We start from the raw sequence: 23,228 nt of genomic DNA, 5'->3' as shown, positions 1-23,228 counted from the left end.
TTGGCAACCAATGTTGCCTCGTAATTCTCCATAGAAAGGAGGTGATCCAGCCGCACCTTCCGATACGGCTACCTTGTTACGACTTCACCCCAATCATTTGTCCCACCTTCGGCGGCTGGCTCCAAAAGGTTACCTCACCGACTTCGGGTGTTACAAACTCTCGTGGTGTGACGGGCGGTGTGTACAAGGCCCGGGAACGTATTCACCGCGGCATGCTGATCCGCGATTACTAGCAATTCCGGCTTCATGCAGGCGAGTTGCAGCCTGCAATCCGAACTGAGAACGGCTTTATGGGATTCGCTTCACCTCGCGGTGTTGCTGCCCTTTGTACCGTCCATTGTAGCACGTGTGTAGCCCAGGTCATAAGGGGCATGATGATTTGACGTCGTCCCCACCTTCCTCCGGTTTGTCACCGGCAGTCACCTTAGAGTGCCCAACTGAATGCTGGCAACTAAGATCAAGGGTTGCGCTCGTTGCGGGACTTAACCCAACATCTCACGACACGAGCTGACGACAACCATGCACCACCTGTCACTCTGTCCCCCGAAGGGGAACGTCCTATCTCTAGGAGTGGCAGAGGATGTCAAGACCTGGTAAGGTTCTTCGCGTTGCTTCGAATTAAACCACATGCTCCACTGCTTGTGCGGGCCCCCGTCAATTCCTTTGAGTTTCAACCTTGCGGTCGTACTCCCCAGGCGGAGTGCTTAATGTGTTAACTTCAGCACTGAGGGTGGAACCCCCCAACACCTAGCACTCATCGTTTACGGCGTGGACTACCAGGGTATCTAATCCTGTTTGCTCCCCACGCTTTCGCGCCTCAGCGTCAGTTACAGACCAGAGAGCCGCCTTCGCCACTGGTGTTCCTCCACATATCTACGCATTTCACCGCTACACGTGGAATTCCACTCTCCTCTTCTGCACTCAAGTCCCCCAGTTTCCAATGGCCCTCCACGGTTGAGCCGTGGGCTTTCACATCAGACTTAAGAGACCGCCTGCGCGCGCTTTACGCCCAATAATTCCGGACAACGCTTGCCACCTACGTATTACCGCGGCTGCTGGCACGTAGTTAGCCGTGGCTTTCTGGTTAGGTACCGTCAAGGTACCGCCCTATTCGAACGGTACTTGTTCTTCCCTAACAACAGAGCTTTACGACCCGAAGGCCTTCGTCACTCACGCGGCGTTGCTCCGTCAGACTTTCGTCCATTGCGGAAGATTCCCTACTGCTGCCTCCCGTAGGAGTCTGGGCCGTGTCTCAGTCCCAGTGTGGCCGATCACCCTCTCAGGTCGGCTACGCATCGTGGCCTTGGTAAGCCGTTACCTTACCAACTAGCTAATGCGCCGCGGGCCCATCCTACAGTGTTAGCCAGAGGCCAACTTTCAACGTTGCATCATGCGATGCTACGTGTTACCCGGTATTAGCTCCGGTTTCCCGGAGTTATCCCAGTCTGTAGGGCAGGTTGCCCACGTGTTACTCACCCGTCCGCCGCTGAGAAATGGGAGCAAGCTCCCATTTCTCCGCTCGACTTGCATGTATTAGGCACGCCGCCAGCGTTCGTCCTGAGCCAGGATCAAACTCTCCGATAGAAAAGTTCAATCTAGCTTTAAAACAATGTTTGTTTCCGTAGAAACAATTTCTTGCATGGCGTTTCGTTCAGTTTTCAAAGATCGATTGTCATTCTATTAAACTTCCATTTTGTCTATCTCGTTTGTTTCAGCGAGTGACAACTTCTACTTTAACAGTAGTGTCGGAATGTGTCAACACTTTTTTATAAGTAATAAAAAAGGTTGATGTCGTTTTTCGAAGTGACAAGATATATCTTATCATCCCCTGCAAGCTTCGTCAATAACTTATTCCAAAAAAATATCTCCCTCATATAGGGAGGTGCTTCTGCCTGTGAGTGGGTGGTCTTCCTTTCTATCAAGAAACAGTTTCATTACAGCCTTCTTCTATATTATCAACGCTATCGTAATCTAAAAGTCTATAAACTACTAGACTTGAAAATATAAGTGATGGTGAAGAGAACACTTATCGTTAAATGCTGATCCACAAGATGGACAGCTTGAGTTAGATGTAAGGTATTGATTAATTGTAAGCTCAGTCTTACAACTTCCGCATAGCACTGCGAATTCGTTCCATTTGTTCATTGGCCACAACTGTATATCATGAGATACGGTTTCTTCATGGCATTTAAAACATGGGAAATACGAATCGCAGCAATAAAACTTAATCGCCACGATGTCTTTCTCAGTTTGATAATGTACGCATCTTGTTTCATTGTCTACGAGCTTTCCCTTTATCTCCGTTTCTTTCAAGTAACCCACTACTCCTTTTCTATAATCGCTATTCCAAAAGAATATTTCGTTCCTTCCCGGGGCGGCTCGAAAATGACACCACGCTGGTAATAATAGTCTACTTTCTTATATGGAGAGAGTAGTTCCCTGAACTCCTCCTCTGTCAGCTGATGGATATGGAAGGGTTCGTTCGTCGGCTTCCCTCTTCCTCTTCCAAAAGGTGTAGAGACGATTAATGTTCCACCGGTCTTCAACATCTTCATTAGATTTCGTAAAAACTGCCGGTCATCTTCTACGTGTTCTAATGTTTCAAAGCTTACGATCGAATCAAACTGGCCAAGCTTAGAAGGTAGTTTGGGATCTAGCGCATCTGCACACTCATACGTCACGAGCGGATGATGATAACGACCTCTGGCATATGTTATTGCTTCGATGCTTCGATCAGCCCCAACTAACTCAGTAATGATAGACTTGTTTTTCTTTGCCAGATACTGACTTCCATAACCACTTCCGGATGCAATATCCAACGTCCTTCCTTTCACAAATTCGCTCGCAAAATAATACCTGGCTAGATGTTCGAGCAGCATTCCGTTAGTTGGCTTCATCGTATCAGGAATGATTCGTTCCCCAGTATTCTCTAACAAAATAACACCCCCTTCTTAGTTTGATTTTGAGTGAAACTCTTTGTTTATTTTTTCCACAACGGGGTACGGTATAAAGTGAATTATGCCCCCCGTACGCGCGTCGTAAAATATAGCTACATGCTTTACACTTCTAAAGATAACCCTCAACTAGTGCTTAGAATCGAAAGTTAGCTCGTTTTCACTAGACTATATCATCCTTTAATTGAAAGCAATCGCTCATCTTCATTTATCATTTTGTAATTATGAAAGGGTATTTTCATAAATTGTGGAACTTACCATTTAAGGAAAACAAAATCATTAAGATAAATGGGGGATTTGAAATGGAAAAAGAAAGCGGTCTAGATACAAACAACCTCAAGCTTATCTTTCGCCATCTATCAGATCTTATTTTTCTTATCCGAGTTGTTGATTTACAACACTTTGAGATCGAAGCCATTAATGAGGGGTACCTAGCAAACTACAAAACGACAAAAGAAGATATTTCAGGAAAACGAATCGAAGAATTTTTAGGTATGGATCAGGGCATTAAAGCGATTCGGCGTTTTCAAGAAGTCATCATTCGAAAAGAAACGCTGCACTTCGAAGAAGCCTATATCTTTCCTGAGCAAGGATACCGTATGTTCGATATCACGCTCGTTCCGATCATTGAAGGGAATACGGTCGCGAACCTTATTGGAACAGCAAAAGATATTACAGAAAGGCGATTAAATGAAGAGCAGCTTGCTCAATCCGAGAAACTATCCGTTGTTGGTCAGCTAGCCGCTGGAATTGCACACGAGCTGAAGAACCCCCTCACATCATTGAAGGGTTTTTTAAAATTAATCGAATTCCAGAACAAAAATCAAGATGTTGAGCGTTATATTAAAGTAATGGACACAGAGTTTAATCGGATCGAACAAATCATCGAGGAATTCTTAATGTTAGCGAAGCCTAACAAGGTCAATTTCAGCTACTATCATATTGACCACATTATTGAAGAAGTGATCGAACTATTAAATGCACAGGCAAACATGGAATCGATCATCTTAACGACAGAGTATCCTGACAGTCTTCCACCTGTTTATTGTGAGAATAACCAGCTAAAGCAAGTGTTTATCAATATTATAAAAAATGCGATCGAAGCGAGTAACGATGGTGAAAGGGTGGTCATTAGCGTCGCCACTTTTGATGATCATATCGAAGTATGTGTTAAAGATTTTGGCGGAGGGATTCCAGAAGAGGATATCAAGAAAATAGGTTCACCATTTTACACAACAAAGAAACAAGGAACTGGCCTAGGTCTTGCTATTTGTAAACGAATCATAGACAAACATAATGGAAAATTTTCAATAGACAGTGCAACCGGCCAAGGGACGAAAATAACTGTCTGCCTACCCATTCACCATACTTAAAACACCACCTTGTCGTCATCGACATAGGTGGTGTTTTTCTAATGCATTCGTTTCTAGTGTGAACGTGAAGAACTTTCAATAGAAGAAAGGTCTTCCTGAGCAGCAAACCAACCTCGAATTTCGTTTACTACTTCCTCTGGCTTTTGCCAGTGAAGAACATGCCCCGCATCTTTAATTGCAGTTATTCTACATTCACTTTTAATCGCCCTTCTCATGGAATCTACTGCATCCACTCTAACCGCTTCTCCTTCTTCTGGTAACGTTCCTCTTAACAAGTAAACCGGAACAGAAATAGTATCGAATACTTTACTAGAAGGTTCATTATAGAGCGCTTTCATAATAGCTCTTGCTGTTTGCTCAGATGTTCTCATCCGAACACCATCGGTATCAGACGTCATGTCTGCATGAACCATTTTTTGTAGCGCTTCTGACCATCTTCCAACTTCCGCTTTCTTATTATCTTCGTATTCTTCAATCGATCGAAAATGAGAACCATTGATCCAATCAGACATGCGTTGTAAATGCTCATCAAGATCTGCAGATGGTTCATCTGACGGAGAAAGATATCCTCCATCCAGCATGACAAGTCCTTTCACATCCTCTTGATACAACCTTGCATAATGAATAGCGATCGCAGCCCCCCATGAATGTCCAAGCAAATAAAACGGTCTATTGGACACTTTTTCAATGACCGCCTTCAGCCACTCTGTAAAAGGTGTGGATAGGTAGGCGTCATCTTCCATGAAAGCATCTGTTTTACCATGACCAGGTAAGTCAAATGATATCAAATGAAATTGATCCTTCAACTCTTCTGCCAACTCGATAAACCCTAAAGCATTGTTCGTTAATCCATGCAGACAAATGATCGGAGGATTTTCTGGATTCCCCCACTTATAACCATGAATCGATTGGCCTTCTACGTTTATCTCGAATTCTTTCATCTATACCTTCCTTTCATACTTCCCTTGCTAACCATAATTCGACTGGAAGGGAATCATCCCCTCTACGTAGAAAACAAATTAAGAAGAATGCACTACTCGATATTTACACTTTTGGGGGACAATTATGAGGATACGAAAAGCATTTGTTGAAGATTCGACTGATATTGCAAGGGTTCACGTAAACAGTTGGCGTACAACTTATCAGGGAATAGTACCTAGCTTATTTCTTGATTCACTCGATATGAAAGTGCGAGAAGCGCGCTGGAAGAAAGGGTTAGAAGACGGAAAGAGTATATTTGTAGCAGTCAATGACAAGGACGAAATCGTCGGCTTTGCAAATGGCGGTAAGAATAGGAGCGAAGATCTCCCTTATGATGGTGAACTATACGCGATCTATTTATTAGAAAGTGCACACCGTAAAGGAGCTGGTAAAAAACTCCTATGTCATGTAGCGAAGGAACTAAAAGACGAAGGACATCAATCTATGCTTGTTTGGGTACTTAATGGAAACCCTGCTGACCAGTTTTACCTTCATTTTGGCCCAAGCTATGTGATGGAGAAAGACATTACGATTGGAGGAGAAGAGCTTCTTGAAACCGCCTATGGCTGGAGTGATATAGATGATATTTTGTCCGTGTGTTCGTAACTGTAAAAAGGTCGCAAAGCATGCGACCTTTTTTAACAGAGCTAAAACAAATCTAGTTTTTCAATACGACTGACCGCTTCTCTCAACCTGTCTTCTGAGGTCAACAAACCAGCTCTAACATACCCTTCACCATATGTTCCAAACCCATTTCCTGGTGCTACAACTACTTTAGCTTCTTCTAATAGGTAGTCAGCAAATGTCTCTGAAGTAAACGATTCAGGAACTTTTAACCAGGTGAAGAAAGAACCAGCTGGCGCCTTTACATTCCAACCTATGTCCTTTAGCCCTTCGATCAACACACTTCTTCGGCTTTCATACATGTGATTCAAATCTTCCACACATTTCTGTGAGCCTAATAGGGCTTCTGCAGCTGCCTCTTGAATTCCACTGAACAAACTAACATAGAGGTGATCTTGTAATAAATTGATGCTCTGGATAACGGATGGATTTCCGATCGCAAAGCCTACTCGCCAGCCTGCCATATTGTACGTTTTGGACATCGTGTAGATTTCAATCCCGACGTCTTTTGCACCGTCTACTTCAAGAAAACTTATCGGTTTCTTCCCATCGAAGCCAATCGCTCCATAAGCAAAATCATGAACGACACAAATATCATGCTCATTTGCACGCTTAATCGTATCCTCAAAAAAAGACTCTGTTGCTTGTGCAGCAGTCGGGTTATTAGGATAGTTTAGAAACATCAGTTTTGCTTTACGAAAATCTTCTTCTGAAATCGCTTCATAATCTGGTAAAAAATCATTTTCCTCTAATAGAGGCATGGGATGCATCTCTGCCTCGGCCATCGCGACTCCTGACCAGTAATCCGGATAACCTGGATCAGGCATCAATGCTTTGTCTCCTTTATTCAATAAGCATTGACTCACTTCTACCAAGCCTGCTTTTCCACCAAACAAAACAGCTACTTCCTGTTCAGGATCAATCGTCACATCAAATTCCCTTTTATAAAATTCAGCAACAGCTTGCTTTAAAAAAGGTTGTCCTCTGAAAGGTGGGTATTTATGATATTCAGGTTTTTCAGCAGACGACTGCAGTGTTTGAATAATGTGCTGTGGCGTTGGTTGGTCAGGATTACCTTGTCCTAAATTAATGATATCGTGTCCTTCTTCTTTATACCGGTTCACTTTAGCGGCTAGTTTTGCAAAGAATTGTTCTGGTAATCTCTTTAATGCGTCCGATTGCTCAAACTGTTTCAAACAACTCACATCCCATTTATAATTTTCTATAAATTCTAGTAATTTATGTTATCTTGAATATTCGCTTCTGTAAAGTCATGACGTAGGATTCCCTATAGGGATGGTTCATAAGACATAAAAAAACAGAGGCAAACCTCGCCTCTTTACCAATTAGTAGGATAGTACCCTAAAGGCTTACTTGTTCCCCCAAAAAATGCATGCTCGTGTTTAGTATGGGAAAAAGTTTCCCCATCAAATTCATGATAATGTCCTCCACCAGGTAACGGGATAGGAGGTCCAGTTTTTATACTGAAACGATGCTGATGATGATTTTGCATCGTCACCCCTTCTAATCTATGAACGTGCTCATCACGATCATTTCCACTCGCAGGGAAACTAAAGCCAACGACATGATGATCGTGATCCTCTTTCTCAGTCGTTTTCGTCTTAAAATGATGGGTATGTGCAAAAGGAAGCTGCATTCCTTTGTTCATCTTTCGACCACCTTTTTATCATTATTCGTTCTGACTGAAAGGAAACAAGCCTCTTGAATAGAAAAAGAAGATAAGTACAGCTATCATATGAAAAGGAAGAGGTGACTTATGCGTTCAACCTTAATGGTTTATGGTCATCGGGGCTCAGCCGGTACTCACCCAGAGAATACACTCGTCTCGTTTAAAGCTGCAGAGAAAGCAGGCGTTCACGGGATTGAGCTTGATGTGCAATTAACGAAGGATGGCGTTCCAGTCGTGATTCACGACGAGAAGGTAGATCGAACAACAAATGGTGTGGGATGGGTGAAAGATTACCAATACGAGGAATTATGTAAGTTTGATGCTGGCGGGACTTACTCAAAGCGATTTCAAGGTGAACCCATTCCAAGTCTAGATGACGTGTTAGCTTGGATTAAGCCGACCTCTTTACGGTTAAACATTGAATTAAAGACCAATTATCTGCCATATCCAGGAATAGAAAACAAAATCATCGCTCTTTTACACCATCATCAGCTAACCGATCGAACCGTTCTTTCATCGTTCAATCACTATAGCATTCAACGTATTAATCAACAGGAGGATAGCATTGAAACAGCGATCCTCCTTTCAGATAAACTTGTTCACCCATGGGAATATATGAAAAGGACGGGAGCAAAAAGCATTCATATCGAATACCATGCTTTGGATGAATACCTAATGGAACATACAACAAAGCTACAGATTCCAGTAAGAGTTTATACGATCAATTCGATCGATCAAATGAGTAAAGTTGAATCCATGGGATGTGAAGCCATGTTCACTGATTATCCATCCGTTGCTATTCATCGTAACGATTAGGGCTAATTCACTAAAAATGTGCGATAGCCTACTTCCGATTCACCCAGTCATGACATAGGTTATTACTGAACCAAAGAAAACAATGAAGGAGTCGTTTTATATGGGTGGATATGGATACAACCAGGGATTTGCTCTAATCGTCGTGCTGTTTATTTTGCTAATCATCATCGGAGCTTCTTGGCTATACTAAAAAAACAAGCCGGCTAAACGCCGGCTTGTTTTTTTTAGTTATTTTACGTTTGGATTCGCCGTGACATTTCCAGGTGTGCGTGATTCACTTCCTGGAACGGTTGTTTGTTCATCAGTATCCGTTACTTCTTGACCTGCTTCCTTTACTTTCGAACCTATTTCTTGTAATCCCTCGCCAGCTTCTTTCGCAGATGAAATCACTTCACTAGAATCCTCTTTCACTTGGTTTACTTGATCCACAACCTCATCGTTCACTTTCTCATAAAGCGTTTGAGCGTCATTAACAGCTTCCTTCAACACTTCTGATGCTGACTGGATACGATCCATCCAATCATTCTTAAATTCAGATGGGTTTTCCTTTACGTTCGTGTACAACCCTTTAGAAGAATCGACCGCATTACTCGTTGCTCTCTTCACCTTTTGGCGTGTAGTGGAATCTAGCATCGCAACCGCTCCTCCAACGATCGCTCCTACTACGATACCTTTCATTAGTTTACTATTCTTTTCTTCATTTACAGTGGTCGTTTGCATGGGTTCTTCCTCCTGTATAAATAGATTGTTATCTACTAACTCTAATTTCTCTCTTTCCCTTTCCTTCAAAAGCTAAACTAAATTGTGGAAGCAAAAATCACTTCGCTTTCCTAAAATCCTCTGTTATAATAGACTGCGTTGTATGAGAGCAGTTCGAAACCTTCCTGCTATAACAAAACTAAGGAGGAATTTTTTTATGAATAGTATGGATAAAGCCTGGCTACCTTCTTCTGGTCCTATGCCAAGACCAGAAAGTGTAGAACAAGCTCGTGAAGTAATAAAGAACGAATCGTTCGATGCCCCAAATGTACAAGAGATCACATTCAACGCACTCGAATTTACAGCTGTTTGCCCGAAAACTGGACAACCTGACTTTGGTAGAGTTGAAATCTCTTACGTACCAGATAAAAAGTGTATCGAATCTAAGTCGTTAAAATTTTATCTTTGGTCGTATCGAGATGAAGGAAGCTTCTGTGAAACATTAGCTGCTCGTATCGCTGATGATGTGGTTTACGCGATCGATCCTCTTAAGGTTACGATTACAGTGTATCAATCAGCTCGCGGTGGCATCGAATTGAAAACTACTGCAGTAAGAGAGAAGGCTGACGCTTAATATGAAGCCTCAGCAAATCGACCGCAGTCTTGTCCTGTTCAATGTGCTATTTGCAACCTCAATCGTAATTGCGAATGTACTAGCAGGAAAAGTCGTCATGATAGGAAGTTTTGTTATTCCTGCTGCAGTCGTAATGTATGCATTCTCTTTCCTTTTCACTGACATTATTCACGAACGATTTGGGCAGGAAGAAGCTAAGCGGACCATCCGCTATGGATTCGCTGCCCAAATCTTTGCCAGCATCATGATTTTCATCGGCATGTTGCTCCCTGTCGCACCGTTTGCTTCAGATACACAAGCTGCCTATGAAATTTTACTCGGACAAAATTATCGGTTCGTACTCGCTAGTCTTGCTGCATATCTTGTATCTCAGCACGTTGATGTATATATTTTCTCTGAAATCAAGAAACGGACTGCGAACCGACACAAGTGGATCCGAAACAACGCAAGTACAGCTGCTTCTCAGCTGATCGATACAACGATCTTTATAACGATTGCTTTTGTAGGTACCGTGCCAAATATTTGGATCATGATACTATCACAATTCGCTATAAAGATGGCTCTTGCACTTCTTGATACTCCGATCTTTTATGCGTTAACTAAGATCGATTCAAGAAGAGAAGAAAGGTTTCATTCAGAAAAGCCTCTAGATGTTTAATCATCTAGAGGCTTTTTTTATAGTGCTTTTTGGTTTGCTAAGATCATCGTTGTGGTTTGGAGTTCACCATCACGATAATAAGTGACTTCCATTTCATCTCCAACTTCTTTGTTAGAATACAGATACTTTCTTAGTTCTGCAGAACTTGTAATGTCTTGATCATCAAGTTTCACGATGACGTCTCGCTCCTGTAAACCAGCTTCAGATGCAGGAGATGATGGAGATATGCCCATCAGTACAACTCCGCCCTTCACATCTTCAGGAAGGTTAAGTGTACCCGTCCAATGTTGCTTCGGAACTTCAGCTAATGACGCCGGCGTCACTCCCATTACAGGTCTCTTTACTTCCCCTGTCTTTTCAAGCTGTTCAATAATCGGTTCAGCGACATTGATAGGAATCGCAAAACCTATTCCTTCTACTTGTGTTTGAGCGATTTTCGATGAGTTGATACCGATAAGCTGTCCTTGAATATTGATCAATGCGCCCCCGCTATTACCAGGGTTGATAGAGGCATCAGTCTGTATGACGTCTGCTGAATAATCCGGCTGACCGTTGTTATCGAGATCGACCGGAATCGATCGGTTGGTATTACTGATGATTCCCTGAGTTACGGACCCTTCCAGAAAACCGAGCGGATTACCTAAAGCGATCGCAGGTTCTCCCGTCTTCAAGTTTTCAGACGAACCAAACTCTGCTACGGTATCTACTTTGCTGCCATCGATTTCAAGCACGGCAAGATCTAAGAGAGGATCTGCTCCCAATAGTTTTGCATCGAGCTTTTCTTCATTATTCAACGTCACTTCAAGCGAGGATGCACCTTCGATTACATGGTTATTTGTTACAACGAATGCACTACCGCCTTCTTTTTTATAAATGACCCCTGACCCTGAACCAGCCGCTTGACCTTCCTGACCATCCCCGCTATCAAGAGAAAAGCCATCCTCATACTTTGTAATACTAACGACAGAACCTTGTGTTTTTTCTACCGCTTTCGTAATATCCGTTGAAACATCATATGAAACGTTGGAAGTAGCGGACTGTTCTTCAGTGTTTTGCACAGAAGGTTGGCTCATTGTTGGGACGTCAGAATTAGTAAACAGTGGCGCTGCCACAAGCATCACAGAAGCCCCGATTACGGCACCGAATGTGCTAGGCAAAAACCAGCTCATGCCTCCCTTAGCCTTCCTTACCTTTCTTGTTTGATTATGATCATCATAGTATCCCATTACTATGTCACCCTTTCTCCCCTTTGAACTGTTTATATACACATTGTAACGACTAGTCATACTTCTGTAGGGAATATGAGAGCTTTTTCATATTCTTTGATATTTGTCGTATTTTTGTATATATTTCCCGGGAGATTATGGGTAAAAACGTCGAAACTAGTAAACCCCTTACTGTTTATTCAGCAGGGATCGGGACCAGGTGAATAGTAGCAATCCGACTCCAATAACAAGCTGTAAAAGGATGACGAAACCATCCCAAAAATACATCGTTTGAATTGGGTGAGACAGGTGTTCTAGACTTGTCCTCAACATATAATAAAGTTGCGGAATCATATAGAAAATAAACAACAAAATCGATAGCCCTACCCCAATAATATAAATAACTCCATATAACCATAGAGTAATTTTTTCGCGGCTTGTAGTTACATCAATATTTTTCCCGAGTACCCATTCTCTGCTTCTTTCCATTAAGTTATAGTATCCAGTGGAATTTTCTATAACATAATAAAAATCCGTTTTCATATATACACAGCATTGGTAAACAAACTTAATAAATATATCTAAGAGTACGAGAGAGGAAATAGCTTGTAACATCGAGTTTTGAAAGAACATTTGAGTTAGGATCGCACATAAAAACAAGACGTTATCAAAACAAATACCCGAAAGGTAGAGTTGATTTCTCTCTTTTTTCTTTAATCTCCATGCATGTGTCATGTCTGTCTCGATCACTATTAAGAAAAGTCTATGACCAATTGAGAGATTTGTAGAAAGATTATGTGAGCGAACAGCTAATACGTGTCCCATTTCATGAAAGAAAATTAAGACAAGCGATAATAACAAGTATGTTAACATCGAAACAGCTAAACTATCTGAAATAAATAAATCACTATAATGAGGAATAAATTCTGGATGCATAACCAATAGTGTTATATTCACGAGGAAAAGAAGTAAATAAATCGTGTAGGAAATAGTGTTAAAAAAGAACCTTGCAATTTTAGGAGAAATTCTGTCAACAACTGATGGCTTAGGAACCGGTATTCTTTTACTATTATTGTCACCTAAAATAAAGCCTAACTCAACTAACTGTTCAGTAAAACCACGAACATCGATATCGTCTTGAGGAAACTTATTTAATAGAATCCTCTCGATCTCATCTAAATCTTTCCCTTCATCAAGTAGTTTAATCGCTTCTACCGCGGACTCATTCATTTCGTAGTATTCAGCAGACCTTACATTTTCGACAATATATTCATTCTGGTTTTTATGTATTTGATAATCGGTTAACTTTATTGAAGATTCACTGTTCATAAAGAACTCCTTTCAAAAAAAGAGGGTGCAAAACACGCACCCTACACACCTCTTAAATAAATACACCACCAACAAGGTGTTTTTACTTTTTTGAGTTTACGAATTTTCATTAATTTCACCTCCTTTATTAGTTGGTTCAACTAAATTAGAATGTTCCTTATGATACGCAGACCACTCCGGAAATACTTTTTTAAAAGTCTTCACCATCTCAGGATCGAATTGAGTACCTTCTCCCTCAATTATTTGTGAATAAGCTTCGGTCAAAGACATCGCTGGTCGATATGATCTTGAAGAAGTCATGGCATCAAATGCATCGGCTACTGCGGTGATACGCGCTAGAAATGGAATCTCTTCTCCCTTTAAACCTTCCGGGTATCCCCTTCCATCCCATCTTTCGTGATGGTATTTTACAACGTCGAGGCAACACTCTAAACCTTTAATACCAGATAAAGCTTCTGCTCCTACAGTGGGATGAGTTTTAATCACATTAAACTCTTCGTTGTTTAATCTCGATGGCTTCATTAAAATACTATCTGGTATATTTACCTTCCCAACATCATGCAGTAAGCATGCGTAGTTAAAATTCGCAAGTTGCTCGGAAGAAAATCCATTTATTCTTTTTGCAAGCATACATGAGTAAGCAGCCACTCGTTGACTATGACCTCGAGTATATGGATCTTTTAACTCTAAAGTAGCCACAACACCCTTTACAATCCCTTCCAATTGTTCATCAAATGTAGATTGTATTGTATTTACATAAGCTTTAAATCGCTGCAATAAAATGAAAGCAATTAATGAAACTACTACTAGTAAAACAACTGGCAATAATAATGTTTGGTCTTGAAGGATAAGACCTAATAGGGAATATTTTAATAAACTCCCCGTAGCAACAAGCCAGAAGAACCTGGAATTTATAAAAATAGGGCTAAATAGTACGATCAGTAATTCGGCAATACTCCCCGAGCGATAAGGTATATCATTGCCGTAATAGATTACTAAATCATTAACAAAATTAAGTAGTGTATAAACGATAAAGATCATATATTTCACACGGAATGTGTAGTTTTTCCTCAGACAAAAAAAGATAAATGGAATCATTAATAATTCTATTACGAAATACCATATACCTAATCCACCATTTAATATTTGTGAAGCTTCACCGTTTAAGAAGTTTTTCAAAATAATGCTATAAAAAACATCGTACGAAAAAGAGACCAGATAAAATAACCATACAAATAGGATAACTGCTCTCTTCTCTTCTACCATTAGGGTTGGATTAATAAATTTCCTCATGCTTATTACCTCATTTTCGGGTCTGTTGACGGTAAAAATATTTTAAATGTCGTTCCTTTCTCTGGTGAGCTTTCCACTTCTATTCTTCCGCCATGTTCTTCAATAATTCGATAGCTTACCATCAAACCTAATCCGGTGCCATCTTCTTTTGTCGAGAAGAACGCTTCTTGGAGTCTACCAATATACTCTTCAGGAATTCCAGTTCCTTCATCTCGGCATATAATGCAAATTTCTTCGTCACTATAATTATCGGCTATAATTTCTAAGTTTCCACCATTCGGCATAGCATCTATTGCATTTCGAAAGATATTAATTAAAACTTGCTTAATTCTATTCTCATCACATAGTACATACGGATTTTTAGAATTAAATTCAACATGATAAGTAATACCGTTAGCAGTTGCCTGATTCTTTGTTAACCTTACAACATAATTGATAATAACCTCGATACTCTTACTCTTTAATGATAAGCTACTCGGTTTTCCAAGAACCAAAAGGTCATTAACAATTAAGTTAATTCTCTCGATCTCATCCATCATAATCGAAGAATGTTTGGAGTCAACATCTGATTGCAATGTTTGTAGCTGTAAAAAGCCTTTGATCGATGTAAGCGGATTTCTTATCTCATGAGCAATACTCGTTGCCACCTGTCCCATGAACGCAAGCTTTTCATTGTGTGCTAATTGTAAATATGCTTTTTCAATAGATTTAACATACGATAGCGATTTGTTAAGGAAGATAAATGTCAAAATAGAGATTAATACAAGTATTGTGACAGGATGAATTACCTTAGGAATTGATAAAGACAAACCAACGATTAAATATTTTGAGATCAAACCCAATGTGACCCACCAGAAATATTTCTTATCTAAGAATATAGGGGTGAAGAGAACGAAAAATATTTCCATAACACTTCCACTGGTATATTCCATCTCATAGATAGAGTAAATAATAAGCTCTGTAACCAAAGCAACAAATAGATAAACAAGTAAAAATATGTACCGAATAAGTCCACTTTTATTTACCTTTATTAAATAATAACCAATCAATAGCAGGACCAGTTCAGTAGAAAAATAAATCCATTCATCAATAATGATTTCAGGAGTTCCAGGGTTTATCTCAGAAGAAATCCTTTTTTCAACTATTAAAGTAAATATCCCTGATACTAGAGTGATGATAAAAAATAGATATAAAAATAATCTGGTTGATTTTTTTTCCTGTTCCAATATTGTGGAACTTAATGATGCTGCTTTCATAACTACTCCTAACACTGCATTCAAGGCAGTACCAATGTATCTCAAACACTCTTGATTATAGCATATTATTCGACAATAATTACCAAATTCCTATTTAATTTTCATATTCTATTTGTAAATTTACAGTGCTGAAATGTACTGTGTTGTGGGATCGACAACAAATAAAAAAACCCCACTAACGGGTGGGGTATGACGTTCAAATATATTTATTCTTCTTAATGAATTTCTCTTCGGTTATTTTATCTTTCGCAATATTTTGTTGAACCTTTAGTCTTGATAAGCCTAAGCGTCTCATCACTGAATCGATATTCTCAGATTCAGGATGTTCTTCTTTAGATTTATCAGAAAAGACCCAGCTTACAAGAGCATTCGCCATTTCAACAGCATAGCCTTTATTGCGATAATCTGGTATCAAGTGGTATCCAACTTCTAGATTTCCTGATGCGTCGCCAGTATTCTTGAATCCCATCGTTCCTATTACTTTTTCATCAGACGTATGAATAAGGATTCCTTCCCACTTGCAGTTTACCTTGGATAGATCAGAATCATCCAGGTGAAATGGTAGAAAGTCTTCAAACTGAACGTTTTCAAATTCTCTAGGAACTTCAACGTGTAATAATTTCTCTAGTTCTTTCTTATTCGCCATCGCTTTAATAAGATCAAAGGAAAATGGAATAATGGTCAGACGATCGGTCTGAAGGTAAGGCATTTTATTTCAAAAGTCCTCCTTGTGAGTTATTTTCAATGAAAGTGAAAATGACTTTTATCACTATACCTTACAGATTTACTTACTGTAAACCATACCCTTACAAATCCTTAATAAACGAAATTTTCTCTATTTATGTTGTCCTTTCTCTTATAGGTTATGCAGGACAAACAAAAAAGCTGCCACAAAAGTGCGGCAGCCTAGTTAGATTTCTTGAAGTCTTTCAACGTATCATCTTCCTCGATGTTAGCCAGGTCATTGTTTAAGATTTCTTTGTACTTTTCGGCCACTTCGATCGAGATGATTTCATCTTGCTCTAGTTCTGTAATTCGTGCATGCTGTGCGTATAAAGAATGTTTCTTCAGAGTGATAAGCTGACTCTTTTTAAGATGAGGATGTTCTTCTAAAAGGCGATCAAGGTTATCGTGAATCTCATCGATTTCTTTTTCATAGGTAGAAAGCATTTCTCCATAGACAGGCTCAGGAATGAAGAGCTGTGATTTTATCTTTTGAATTTCAGCAATCCCCGCTTCATGTCTATGTAGGTTTGCAACGATATCTTCGTATTCTTTTGAGCCGCTGTGCTTGGCGCGCAATCCAAAATAATTGATCAACGGCTTGATCGTAATTCCTTGAACGACTAGAGAGAACAGCACGATGCTAAAGGTAAGGATCAAGATGGTTTCTCTTCCATCGAAGTCACCTGGCAAACTTAAGACTAGAGCGATGGATAATGATCCTTTTAACCCACCCCAGTTAAGAACGTGTCGCCAAGATGCCGGTAATCCTTTTACAAACATCGTACTTCCATAAACTGCGATGCTTCTACCGACTAATACGATTAACAGCGCGAGGCCAATGGTTCCCCATTTATCTGCAAATTCAATTCGCGTAATTTCAAGTCCGACCATTAAAAAGACGATTGAATTCGCAAGCAATGCTGCAACATCCCAGAAGTTATTAATATTTAACCTTGTCGTTGGACTCATTCCAACTTTTGAACCAAAGTTTCCAAAAGTGAGTGCTGCAATAACCACGGCAATAACACCTGAGACGTGGATACTCTCTGCTGCAATATAAGCACCATAGAATAGAATCACACTAAAAATAATCTCGAGGGGATAGTCGTCAAAGTACTTTGTGAGGATTGAAACTGCATATCCAAACCCTCCACCGATCAATAGACCACCAGCTACAACTTTCACAAACTCTAACACACCACTAGTCAGTCCACCCCAGCCCATATCCATATAAGCTAGAAGAGAAAATGCAGAGATTTTGAACAACACAACCGCAAGTCCATCGTTAAATAAGCTTTCGCCTTCAATCGTTGTAGAGAGTTTATGATTTACACCCATACTTTTAAAAATGGAAAGCACGCTTACCGGATCTGTAGCGCTCATTAATGCCGCAAATACAAATGCAACAGGAATGGGTAGACCCAGAAGATAGTGCGTTGAAAACCCGATAACGAGGAAGGAAAGAAATGTCCCTCCGAAGGCAAGGGCAAGAATAGGCTTCTTGTTTTCATTCAAATGAGAAAATGGAAGCTTTAATGCAGCCTCACCGAGCAATGCAGGTAAAAAGATCGTTAGAATAACAAAATTAAAAATATCCCCTTCCGTAATGAACATCTTTAACGGTTCAAGTACAGGAATATTCAATAAGCCAATTAACGTTCCGATTATAACCAGGGCGATAGGATAAGGCTGTTTTAATTTTTTTGCAACTGCTGTTATTCCAGCTGCCATTATCACGAGAATCAGGCCAAGTTCAAAAATATGATGCAAGTCTAAATGTTCCATATCTTCCCTCCGATTCTTTATTCTGTTTATATTATAACCAAATCATATGTAGAATGGAAAATCACGGAAGATTTCACCAATGGTAGTGTTCCCACCTAACGATGATTTCACACAAAAGAAGAGCCCCACTTCGGGACTCTTCCTTCCATCACTCTTTTTAGTTCACACCAACTTGAGACCAAGCACTTGCTACTGAGTTATACGTTGAGCCAGTTCCATAAAGATCAGATGTTGCTTGAAGTAATGCAGAGCGAGCATCACTAAAGTCAGTAGATGGAGTCATGTATAAGCTTAGCGCACGATAGTAAATTTTTTCTGCTTTTGTTTTTCCAATGCTCTGGATCGTTAGATAAGCCGCTTTGTTTGGAATACCACTGTTCGTATGCACACCGCCATTATCAGAAGAAGTGTAATAGTAGTCATCCATATGAGACGGCTGACCATAAGCTTCTGGATTTGACATACTTCTTAGTGCATCTCCTGGTGTTCCAGGTGTATACACATCTTCTCCCATTAGATAATCTTCCGGTTCAACAAAGTAACCGAAAACATCGGACATGGATTCGTTAAGTGCACCAGATTGATCTTGATAGATTAAACCTGCCGTTCTTTCAGTGACTGCGTGAGTAATTTCGTGCGCTACGATATCGAGTCCGCCTGAAAGTGGATCAAACGTTTGGCCATCGCCATCACCATATACCATCTGAGAACCGTTCCAGAATGCGTTATTGTAGTTCGAGCCGTAATGAACCGTGGAACGGATCGTGGCACCATTGTTGTCATAGCTGTTTCGGTTATGAGTATTCTCAAAATAATCATAAACTACACCAGCGTTATAATGCGCACTAACATCAGCACCTTGAGAGTAAGCTGTGAAAGCATTGTTACTATCTACAGAATAGCTACCCGGGAGTGATGTGCCATAATTCGCAGTTCTCGTCTCAATCACACCGCTCATAGGCTTTGTTACATCGTATAGATAGTACGTCCCGTTAGCATAGTACGTATTTAAAGATTTATATTTTCCAAGGACATCATAACCATATCCACTTGTAGCGCCTTCAGTTACAGCGTTATAAGCATCTACAACTGAGCCATCTCGAGCATCTACGAAGATTTGCCAGTTCGCTGGGTAAGGATCGATAAACTGAAGTTGCACTTTATAAGTAAGGTAGTACTTATCGTCCTTCTCAACAACAACTTTCTCGCTCTTTTCTATTTGATCTGATACTTTGGACTTTCTAACAAAACTAGGGTTTTCACTTACAACATTACTAGGTTTCACATCGATGTGATCCCAAGCCTTTGCAATCGCTTGCTTATCAGAAAGCTTTGCCTTACTACTGCCTTTAAAATTCTTTTCAGCATTAGGATGTAAATCGCCGTTAATCGCTACAATATTATCGTTTTTATCCGTATGTACGATAAATTTCGCTCCGTCAATTTCTTCTCCCTTTACAGTTTGAACGTATTCATAATGCGTCATGCCCAAGTCATCTGTAGATTCGTTAACCAACTTTAAATTCTTTTGATTAACATTGAATAACCCTTCGTTAGATTTTAAAAACGCTTTGACTGCTTTTTCATTCCCTACTTTGTCTTTTGATAGTTTACCAGATAAAAATGAAGGTACGTTCCTTTCCTTTTCCCACGTTTGTTTCACATTCTCCATTTTTTGAAGTGCATTTTTTTGATCTAGACTAAGATCCTTATCAGAAGCTGCTGAAGCGGTTGGAAGCGCTGATCCAAAAGCAAGCCCCGTGGCGAGTGCTACTACCATTCCTTTTTTCATACTGCTTTCCTCCAATTCAAAATGTTTAGAATTTTTATTACATTAGTAGAATATCACAGATATTTTTACGTTTGTATTGGGAAATGTATAGAAAAACACAGGAATATTACCGATGTTTCCATCCACATTTCCCAATAACATTCATCAACTCTTGGTGATATAATAAATCTACAACTCTCCCACGCTGGAAAAATTTAACTTTTAAGCACAAAAAAGACGAGCTTATTGCTCGTCCATAAACGATCAGGAACATTTCCTCTACATACTAGGTAACTCTATTCCACTTGTTTGTAATAAATAGGTTTCTACATCCTTACCTGGAAGCGGTCTACTGTAGTAATACCCTTGAACATCGAAGCACTCTAACCGTTTCAGCACGTCAATCTGTTCTTTTGTTTCTACGCCCTCGGCAATAATCTCTAAGTTTAAATGTCTCGCTAAAGAGATGATCGTTGTGACGATACCTAAACTACTAGAATTATCAATCAATCCTTTGATAAATGATTGGTCGATTTTCACCCTGTTGATAGGTAATCGCGTTATGTAATGCAAAGAGCTATACCCTGTACCGAAGTCATCCATACTTACGCCAACGCCTATCTTCCTTAGCTTCTGTAGCTTTTGAATCGTGGTGTGCTCATTAAACATCGCCATACTTTCTGTGATTTCAATTTCAAGCGATTCTGGTGAAATGCCTGCGTCTTCTAGGTTTTTCATAATCGTACAGACGACGTCCTCCTGATGGAAATGACGCTGAGATATGTTCACTGACATGGTATATCTTTCGCAGTATTGCGTTTGCCATACTTTTAACTGTTCACAGGCTTTTTTTATAACGATTTTTTCAATAGGAACGATCAAACCCGTTTCTTCCGCTGCCTGGATGAATTCATTCGGAGCAATCAACCCGATCTTAGGATGAAGCCACCTAACAAGTGCTTCGAAGCCAATGACGCTGCCTGTCACCGTATTCACTTTCGGTTGATAGTAGACGATTAACTCATCTTGTTCAATAGCCTTTCGAAGATCGTTCTCTAACATGATTTTATGAAGCGTTTGATTACTCATCTCTTCTTGATAAAACGCATAGTTGTTCATATCCTGTTCCTTAACATGATACATCGCCATATCAGCGTATTTGAGCAACTCTGCCCCTTTCTTTCCGTGAGTCGGATAAAGAGCGATCCCGATGCTAGCCGTCAACAAGCATTCTTGATTCTCTATCATTAGAGGAGATTGAAATGCATGTAAGATAGAAGCTGCGACTCGTTCGACATCTTCCTTCTTACTGTAACGAGGAAGAATGATGGTAAATTCATCTCCACCTAATCTTGCCACAAACAAACTTTCATCTAATACTTCTTCCAACCTTTTTCCGATGGACTGGATAACCAGATCCCCGAAATCGTGACCGAACAAATCGTTGATCCGCTTAAATCTATCGAAATCGATCAACATTATTGCGAATGGTGAGGGTACCTTCTGATTTAGGAGAGACGTGAGCTTTTCGTTGAAATAACGCCTATTCGGTAACCCCGTTAATTCATCATGATATGCAAGGAAATGTATGGTTTTTTCAGCACGCTTTTTCTCTGTAATGTCCTTTGCGATGCCGTACACACCTACTATTTCTCCTCCAACATTAATTGGTACGGTCGAGATATGTAACTCTTTAATCTTATTTCGTTTTGACATTATTTTGATATCGAATTGATGGACTTCACCTTGCAGTGAACGGCCGAACATCCCCTTAGCAAGATGAACCTCATCCCTGACTACGACCTCATGAAAGAACTTTGTTTTTAACTCTGGAATAGAATACCCTGTGTACTCAGCAGCTACATAGTTTACACTCGCAAATTTCCCATTCTTATCGATTGAAAACACAGCATCTGGATTGTGATGAAAAAGCGTTTTAAACTGCTGTTCGTTTTGTACTAGCCGATCGGTTTGTTCTATTTGTCTAGCGATTCCGTATCGATCTGGAACATATACTAGAATTCCTAAACAGATGTAATTAAAAGCGAGCGCTATCAGATACGGTCCAAATGAATTCTCTTCTTTAAGGTATAAACTTTGATCGACCATTCCAAAAAACAACAGGTATGGTAAACAAGAAAATACGATACTTGCAGCGAAACTCCCTGCAAATAACCAAATACGATAATACCGCTGATTACCATTTAAGTTCAACAATAATAAGAAACGTACGATACATAGCGAAAAAGCAAATGAAATGATAATAAATAAGATGATATGGATCGACTGAATGGACAGCGACTCCGAAAAGAAGACAAGGTTGCCAAGGATCAATGTGGTTAGGATCGCACTAGTAATCATCATAGAGCCAATCAAATGATACTTAGGATTCATCTTTTTGTTGATGAACAGTTTGATAACAAGATATGAAAACAATGAGCTCAACAAGATCGATAGAATGGCATGATACAAATAGACTTGTACAGAACCCGGGATTGATATGGATAAGTTGAATAGAAGGTTGATCATATACTGTGATAACCCGAGTATGACGGACGCAACCACAACGGTTTTTCTAGTTTTTCGTATAGGCTTCTTATTATAGTTCAGAAATAGAAAAACACCGCCATAAATGATCAAGAATGAAATCATAAAACCTGCAATGTATAATGCGTATTCGATCGTATATAGTTCGATTATTGAAAACATGAGGACCCCCGACAGTCTGCTGGCAACTAGGCAGCATTTTCTTTTCTGGTAATTAACAAACACGTAATGAAAATCTTTCTGAAAACATACATATTAAAACAACCCTGAACAAGCAGGTGATCGCACCATGCTAAAGAAAATAGCAGCTGTTTTTGTTGGAAGTATAATGGTCGGAGTAGGAGTCAATGGGTTTCTTGTCCCTAACCATCTCATCGATGGGGGTATGATTGGAATTGGGTTAATCTTTAAATATATATGGGGGTTCGAAACGGGACTCACGATTATATGTTTAAGTATTCCACTTTATGTATATGCCTTCCTTTATTTTCGCCCTTACTTTTATAATAGCCTACACGGACTATTACTCTCCTCTTTCTTTATCGACGTCCTTTCTCCCATGCGCCATTCCTTTCAATACCCTTCTTTAATAAGTGCTATGATAGGAGGGTTTTTTGTAGGTTCAGGAATTGGGATCATGCTTAGATTTGACACAAGCACAGGCGGGACGGACCTTTTAGCACAGTTTATATCCAAAATTTCATCTCTAAATGTAGGAGTCATTATTTTCCTTATCGATGGTCTCGTTATTATTATCGGCTCAAAAACGATCGGTTTGAACTCTACGATGTATTCTGCTATCGCTATTTTATTTGTTGGAATCGCTACAAGCTTACTCACAATAAAAAAAGAAGCTACATAAAAGCGCTGACTCCATTAGGAGCCAG

At 39.9% G+C, this 23,228-nt stretch carries 21 protein-coding genes and 1 rRNA gene; 7 read left to right on the top strand and 15 right to left on the bottom strand.

Annotated elements, in window-relative coordinates; genetic code table 11:
• Positions 1-34 precede the first annotated feature (34 nt).
• From PFZ69_RS18605 to PFZ69_RS18595, 3 genes are all read right to left on the bottom strand, one after another.
• A 16S ribosomal RNA gene (locus tag PFZ69_RS18605) occupies positions 35-1,584 on the bottom strand.
• Positions 1,585-1,989: 405 nt separating this feature from the next.
• Positions 1,990-2,322: a CHY zinc finger protein gene (locus PFZ69_RS18600; protein ID WP_333489751.1), complete on the bottom strand. Its 333-nt coding sequence runs from the start codon at positions 2,320-2,322 to the stop codon at positions 1,990-1,992.
• Positions 2,322-2,936: a class I SAM-dependent methyltransferase gene (locus PFZ69_RS18595; RefSeq protein ID WP_270182600.1), complete on the bottom strand. Its 615-nt coding sequence runs from the start codon at positions 2,934-2,936 to the stop codon at positions 2,322-2,324. Before PFZ69_RS18595 ends, PFZ69_RS18600 begins: the two co-directional genes overlap by 1 nt.
• 320 nt (positions 2,937-3,256) lie before the next feature.
• Here PFZ69_RS18595 and PFZ69_RS18590 point away from each other — a divergent pair, with 320 nt between their 5' ends.
• Complete coding sequence (locus tag PFZ69_RS18590) at positions 3,257-4,327, top strand: ATP-binding protein (protein WP_270182599.1); 1,071 nt, start codon at positions 3,257-3,259, stop codon at positions 4,325-4,327.
• A gap of 53 nt (positions 4,328-4,380) precedes the next feature.
• Here PFZ69_RS18590 and PFZ69_RS18585 read toward each other — a convergent pair whose 3' ends face one another.
• Entirely contained in the window at positions 4,381-5,268 is an 888-nt protein-coding gene (locus PFZ69_RS18585; protein ID WP_270182598.1) for an alpha/beta fold hydrolase, read from the bottom strand.
• A gap of 124 nt (positions 5,269-5,392) precedes the next feature.
• Here PFZ69_RS18585 and PFZ69_RS18580 point away from each other — a divergent pair, with 124 nt between their 5' ends.
• Complete coding sequence (locus PFZ69_RS18580) at positions 5,393-5,914, top strand: GNAT family N-acetyltransferase (protein WP_270182597.1); 522 nt, start codon at positions 5,393-5,395, stop codon at positions 5,912-5,914.
• 41 nt (positions 5,915-5,955) lie between these two features.
• On the opposite strand, the gene PFZ69_RS18575 is transcribed toward PFZ69_RS18580, so the two are convergent.
• On the bottom strand, positions 5,956-7,128 hold the full coding sequence (locus PFZ69_RS18575) for a pyridoxal phosphate-dependent aminotransferase (protein ID WP_270182596.1): 1,173 nt from the start codon (positions 7,126-7,128) through the stop codon (positions 5,956-5,958).
• 143 nt (positions 7,129-7,271) lie between these two features.
• The gene (locus tag PFZ69_RS18570) at positions 7,272-7,601 is read right to left on the bottom strand and encodes a YmaF family protein (RefSeq protein ID WP_270182595.1); all 330 of its coding nucleotides are present in this window, start codon (positions 7,599-7,601) and stop codon (positions 7,272-7,274) included.
• Between the two features lie 108 nt (positions 7,602-7,709).
• Between PFZ69_RS18570 and PFZ69_RS18565 the strand changes: the two genes are divergently transcribed.
• Together PFZ69_RS18565 and PFZ69_RS18560 are read left to right on the top strand one after the other, a co-directional pair.
• Positions 7,710-8,438 (top strand): glycerophosphodiester phosphodiesterase, encoded by a 729-nt coding sequence (locus PFZ69_RS18565; protein WP_270182594.1) that lies wholly within the window; start codon positions 7,710-7,712, stop codon positions 8,436-8,438.
• 100 nt (positions 8,439-8,538) lie between these two features.
• Positions 8,539-8,628, top strand: a complete 90-nt coding sequence (locus PFZ69_RS18560; protein WP_224884444.1) for a YjcZ family sporulation protein — start codon at positions 8,539-8,541, stop codon at positions 8,626-8,628.
• 38 nt (positions 8,629-8,666) lie between these two features.
• Here PFZ69_RS18560 and PFZ69_RS18555 read toward each other — a convergent pair whose 3' ends face one another.
• Positions 8,667-9,158, bottom strand: coding sequence for a YtxH domain-containing protein (locus tag PFZ69_RS18555; RefSeq protein ID WP_270182593.1), 492 nt, complete (start codon positions 9,156-9,158; stop codon positions 8,667-8,669).
• A 196-nt stretch (positions 9,159-9,354) separates the two neighbouring features.
• Here PFZ69_RS18555 and queF point away from each other — a divergent pair, with 196 nt between their 5' ends.
• Positions 9,355-9,771, top strand: a complete 417-nt coding sequence (gene queF, locus PFZ69_RS18550; protein ID WP_270182592.1) for a preQ(1) synthase — start codon at positions 9,355-9,357, stop codon at positions 9,769-9,771.
• A gap of 1 nt (position 9,772) precedes the next feature.
• The gene (locus tag PFZ69_RS18545) at positions 9,773-10,429 is read left to right on the top strand and encodes a queuosine precursor transporter (RefSeq protein WP_270182591.1); all 657 of its coding nucleotides are present in this window, start codon (positions 9,773-9,775) and stop codon (positions 10,427-10,429) included.
• A gap of 17 nt (positions 10,430-10,446) precedes the next feature.
• Here PFZ69_RS18545 and PFZ69_RS18540 read toward each other — a convergent pair whose 3' ends face one another.
• From PFZ69_RS18540 to PFZ69_RS18505, 8 genes are all read right to left on the bottom strand, one after another.
• Positions 10,447-11,655, bottom strand: coding sequence for a S1C family serine protease (locus PFZ69_RS18540; RefSeq protein ID WP_270182590.1), 1,209 nt, complete (start codon positions 11,653-11,655; stop codon positions 10,447-10,449).
• Between the two features lie 168 nt (positions 11,656-11,823).
• Complete coding sequence (locus PFZ69_RS18535; protein WP_270182589.1) at positions 11,824-12,963, bottom strand: PqqD family protein; 1,140 nt, start codon at positions 12,961-12,963, stop codon at positions 11,824-11,826.
• Between the two features lie 96 nt (positions 12,964-13,059).
• Positions 13,060-14,256, bottom strand: coding sequence for an HD-GYP domain-containing protein (locus tag PFZ69_RS18530; RefSeq protein WP_270182588.1), 1,197 nt, complete (start codon positions 14,254-14,256; stop codon positions 13,060-13,062).
• A 5-nt stretch (positions 14,257-14,261) separates the two neighbouring features.
• Positions 14,262-15,512 carry an ATP-binding protein gene (locus PFZ69_RS18525; RefSeq protein WP_270182587.1) on the bottom strand — a complete coding sequence of 417 codons (1,251 nt, stop codon included), beginning with the start codon at positions 15,510-15,512 and terminating at the stop codon, positions 14,262-14,264.
• A 196-nt stretch (positions 15,513-15,708) separates the two neighbouring features.
• Entirely contained in the window at positions 15,709-16,221 is a 513-nt protein-coding gene (locus tag PFZ69_RS18520) for a GNAT family N-acetyltransferase (protein ID WP_270182586.1), read from the bottom strand.
• Positions 16,222-16,418: 197 nt separating this feature from the next.
• Entirely contained in the window at positions 16,419-18,023 is a 1,605-nt protein-coding gene (locus tag PFZ69_RS18515) for a cation:proton antiporter (RefSeq protein ID WP_270182585.1), read from the bottom strand.
• A gap of 157 nt (positions 18,024-18,180) precedes the next feature.
• A complete protein-coding gene (locus PFZ69_RS18510) occupies positions 18,181-19,815 on the bottom strand; it encodes a M4 family metallopeptidase (protein ID WP_270182584.1) in 1,635 nt (544 codons plus the stop codon).
• A gap of 258 nt (positions 19,816-20,073) precedes the next feature.
• Positions 20,074-22,503: a putative bifunctional diguanylate cyclase/phosphodiesterase gene (locus PFZ69_RS18505; RefSeq protein ID WP_270182583.1), complete on the bottom strand. Its 2,430-nt coding sequence runs from the start codon at positions 22,501-22,503 to the stop codon at positions 20,074-20,076.
• Between the two features lie 127 nt (positions 22,504-22,630).
• On the opposite strand from PFZ69_RS18505, the gene PFZ69_RS18500 reads away from it, so the two are divergent.
• Positions 22,631-23,203 carry a YitT family protein gene (locus PFZ69_RS18500; RefSeq protein WP_270182582.1) on the top strand — a complete coding sequence of 191 codons (573 nt, stop codon included), beginning with the start codon at positions 22,631-22,633 and terminating at the stop codon, positions 23,201-23,203.
• Positions 23,204-23,228: the final 25 nt, after the last annotated feature.

The sequence above is a fragment of the Alkalihalobacillus sp. CinArs1 genome, assembly GCF_947387515.1.
In the GTDB taxonomy this organism is placed as follows: domain Bacteria; phylum Bacillota; class Bacilli; order Bacillales; family Guptibacillaceae; genus Guptibacillus.
Note: the sequence above shows the minus strand (reverse complement) of the source record. Positions and strands in the feature narration are given on the sequence as shown.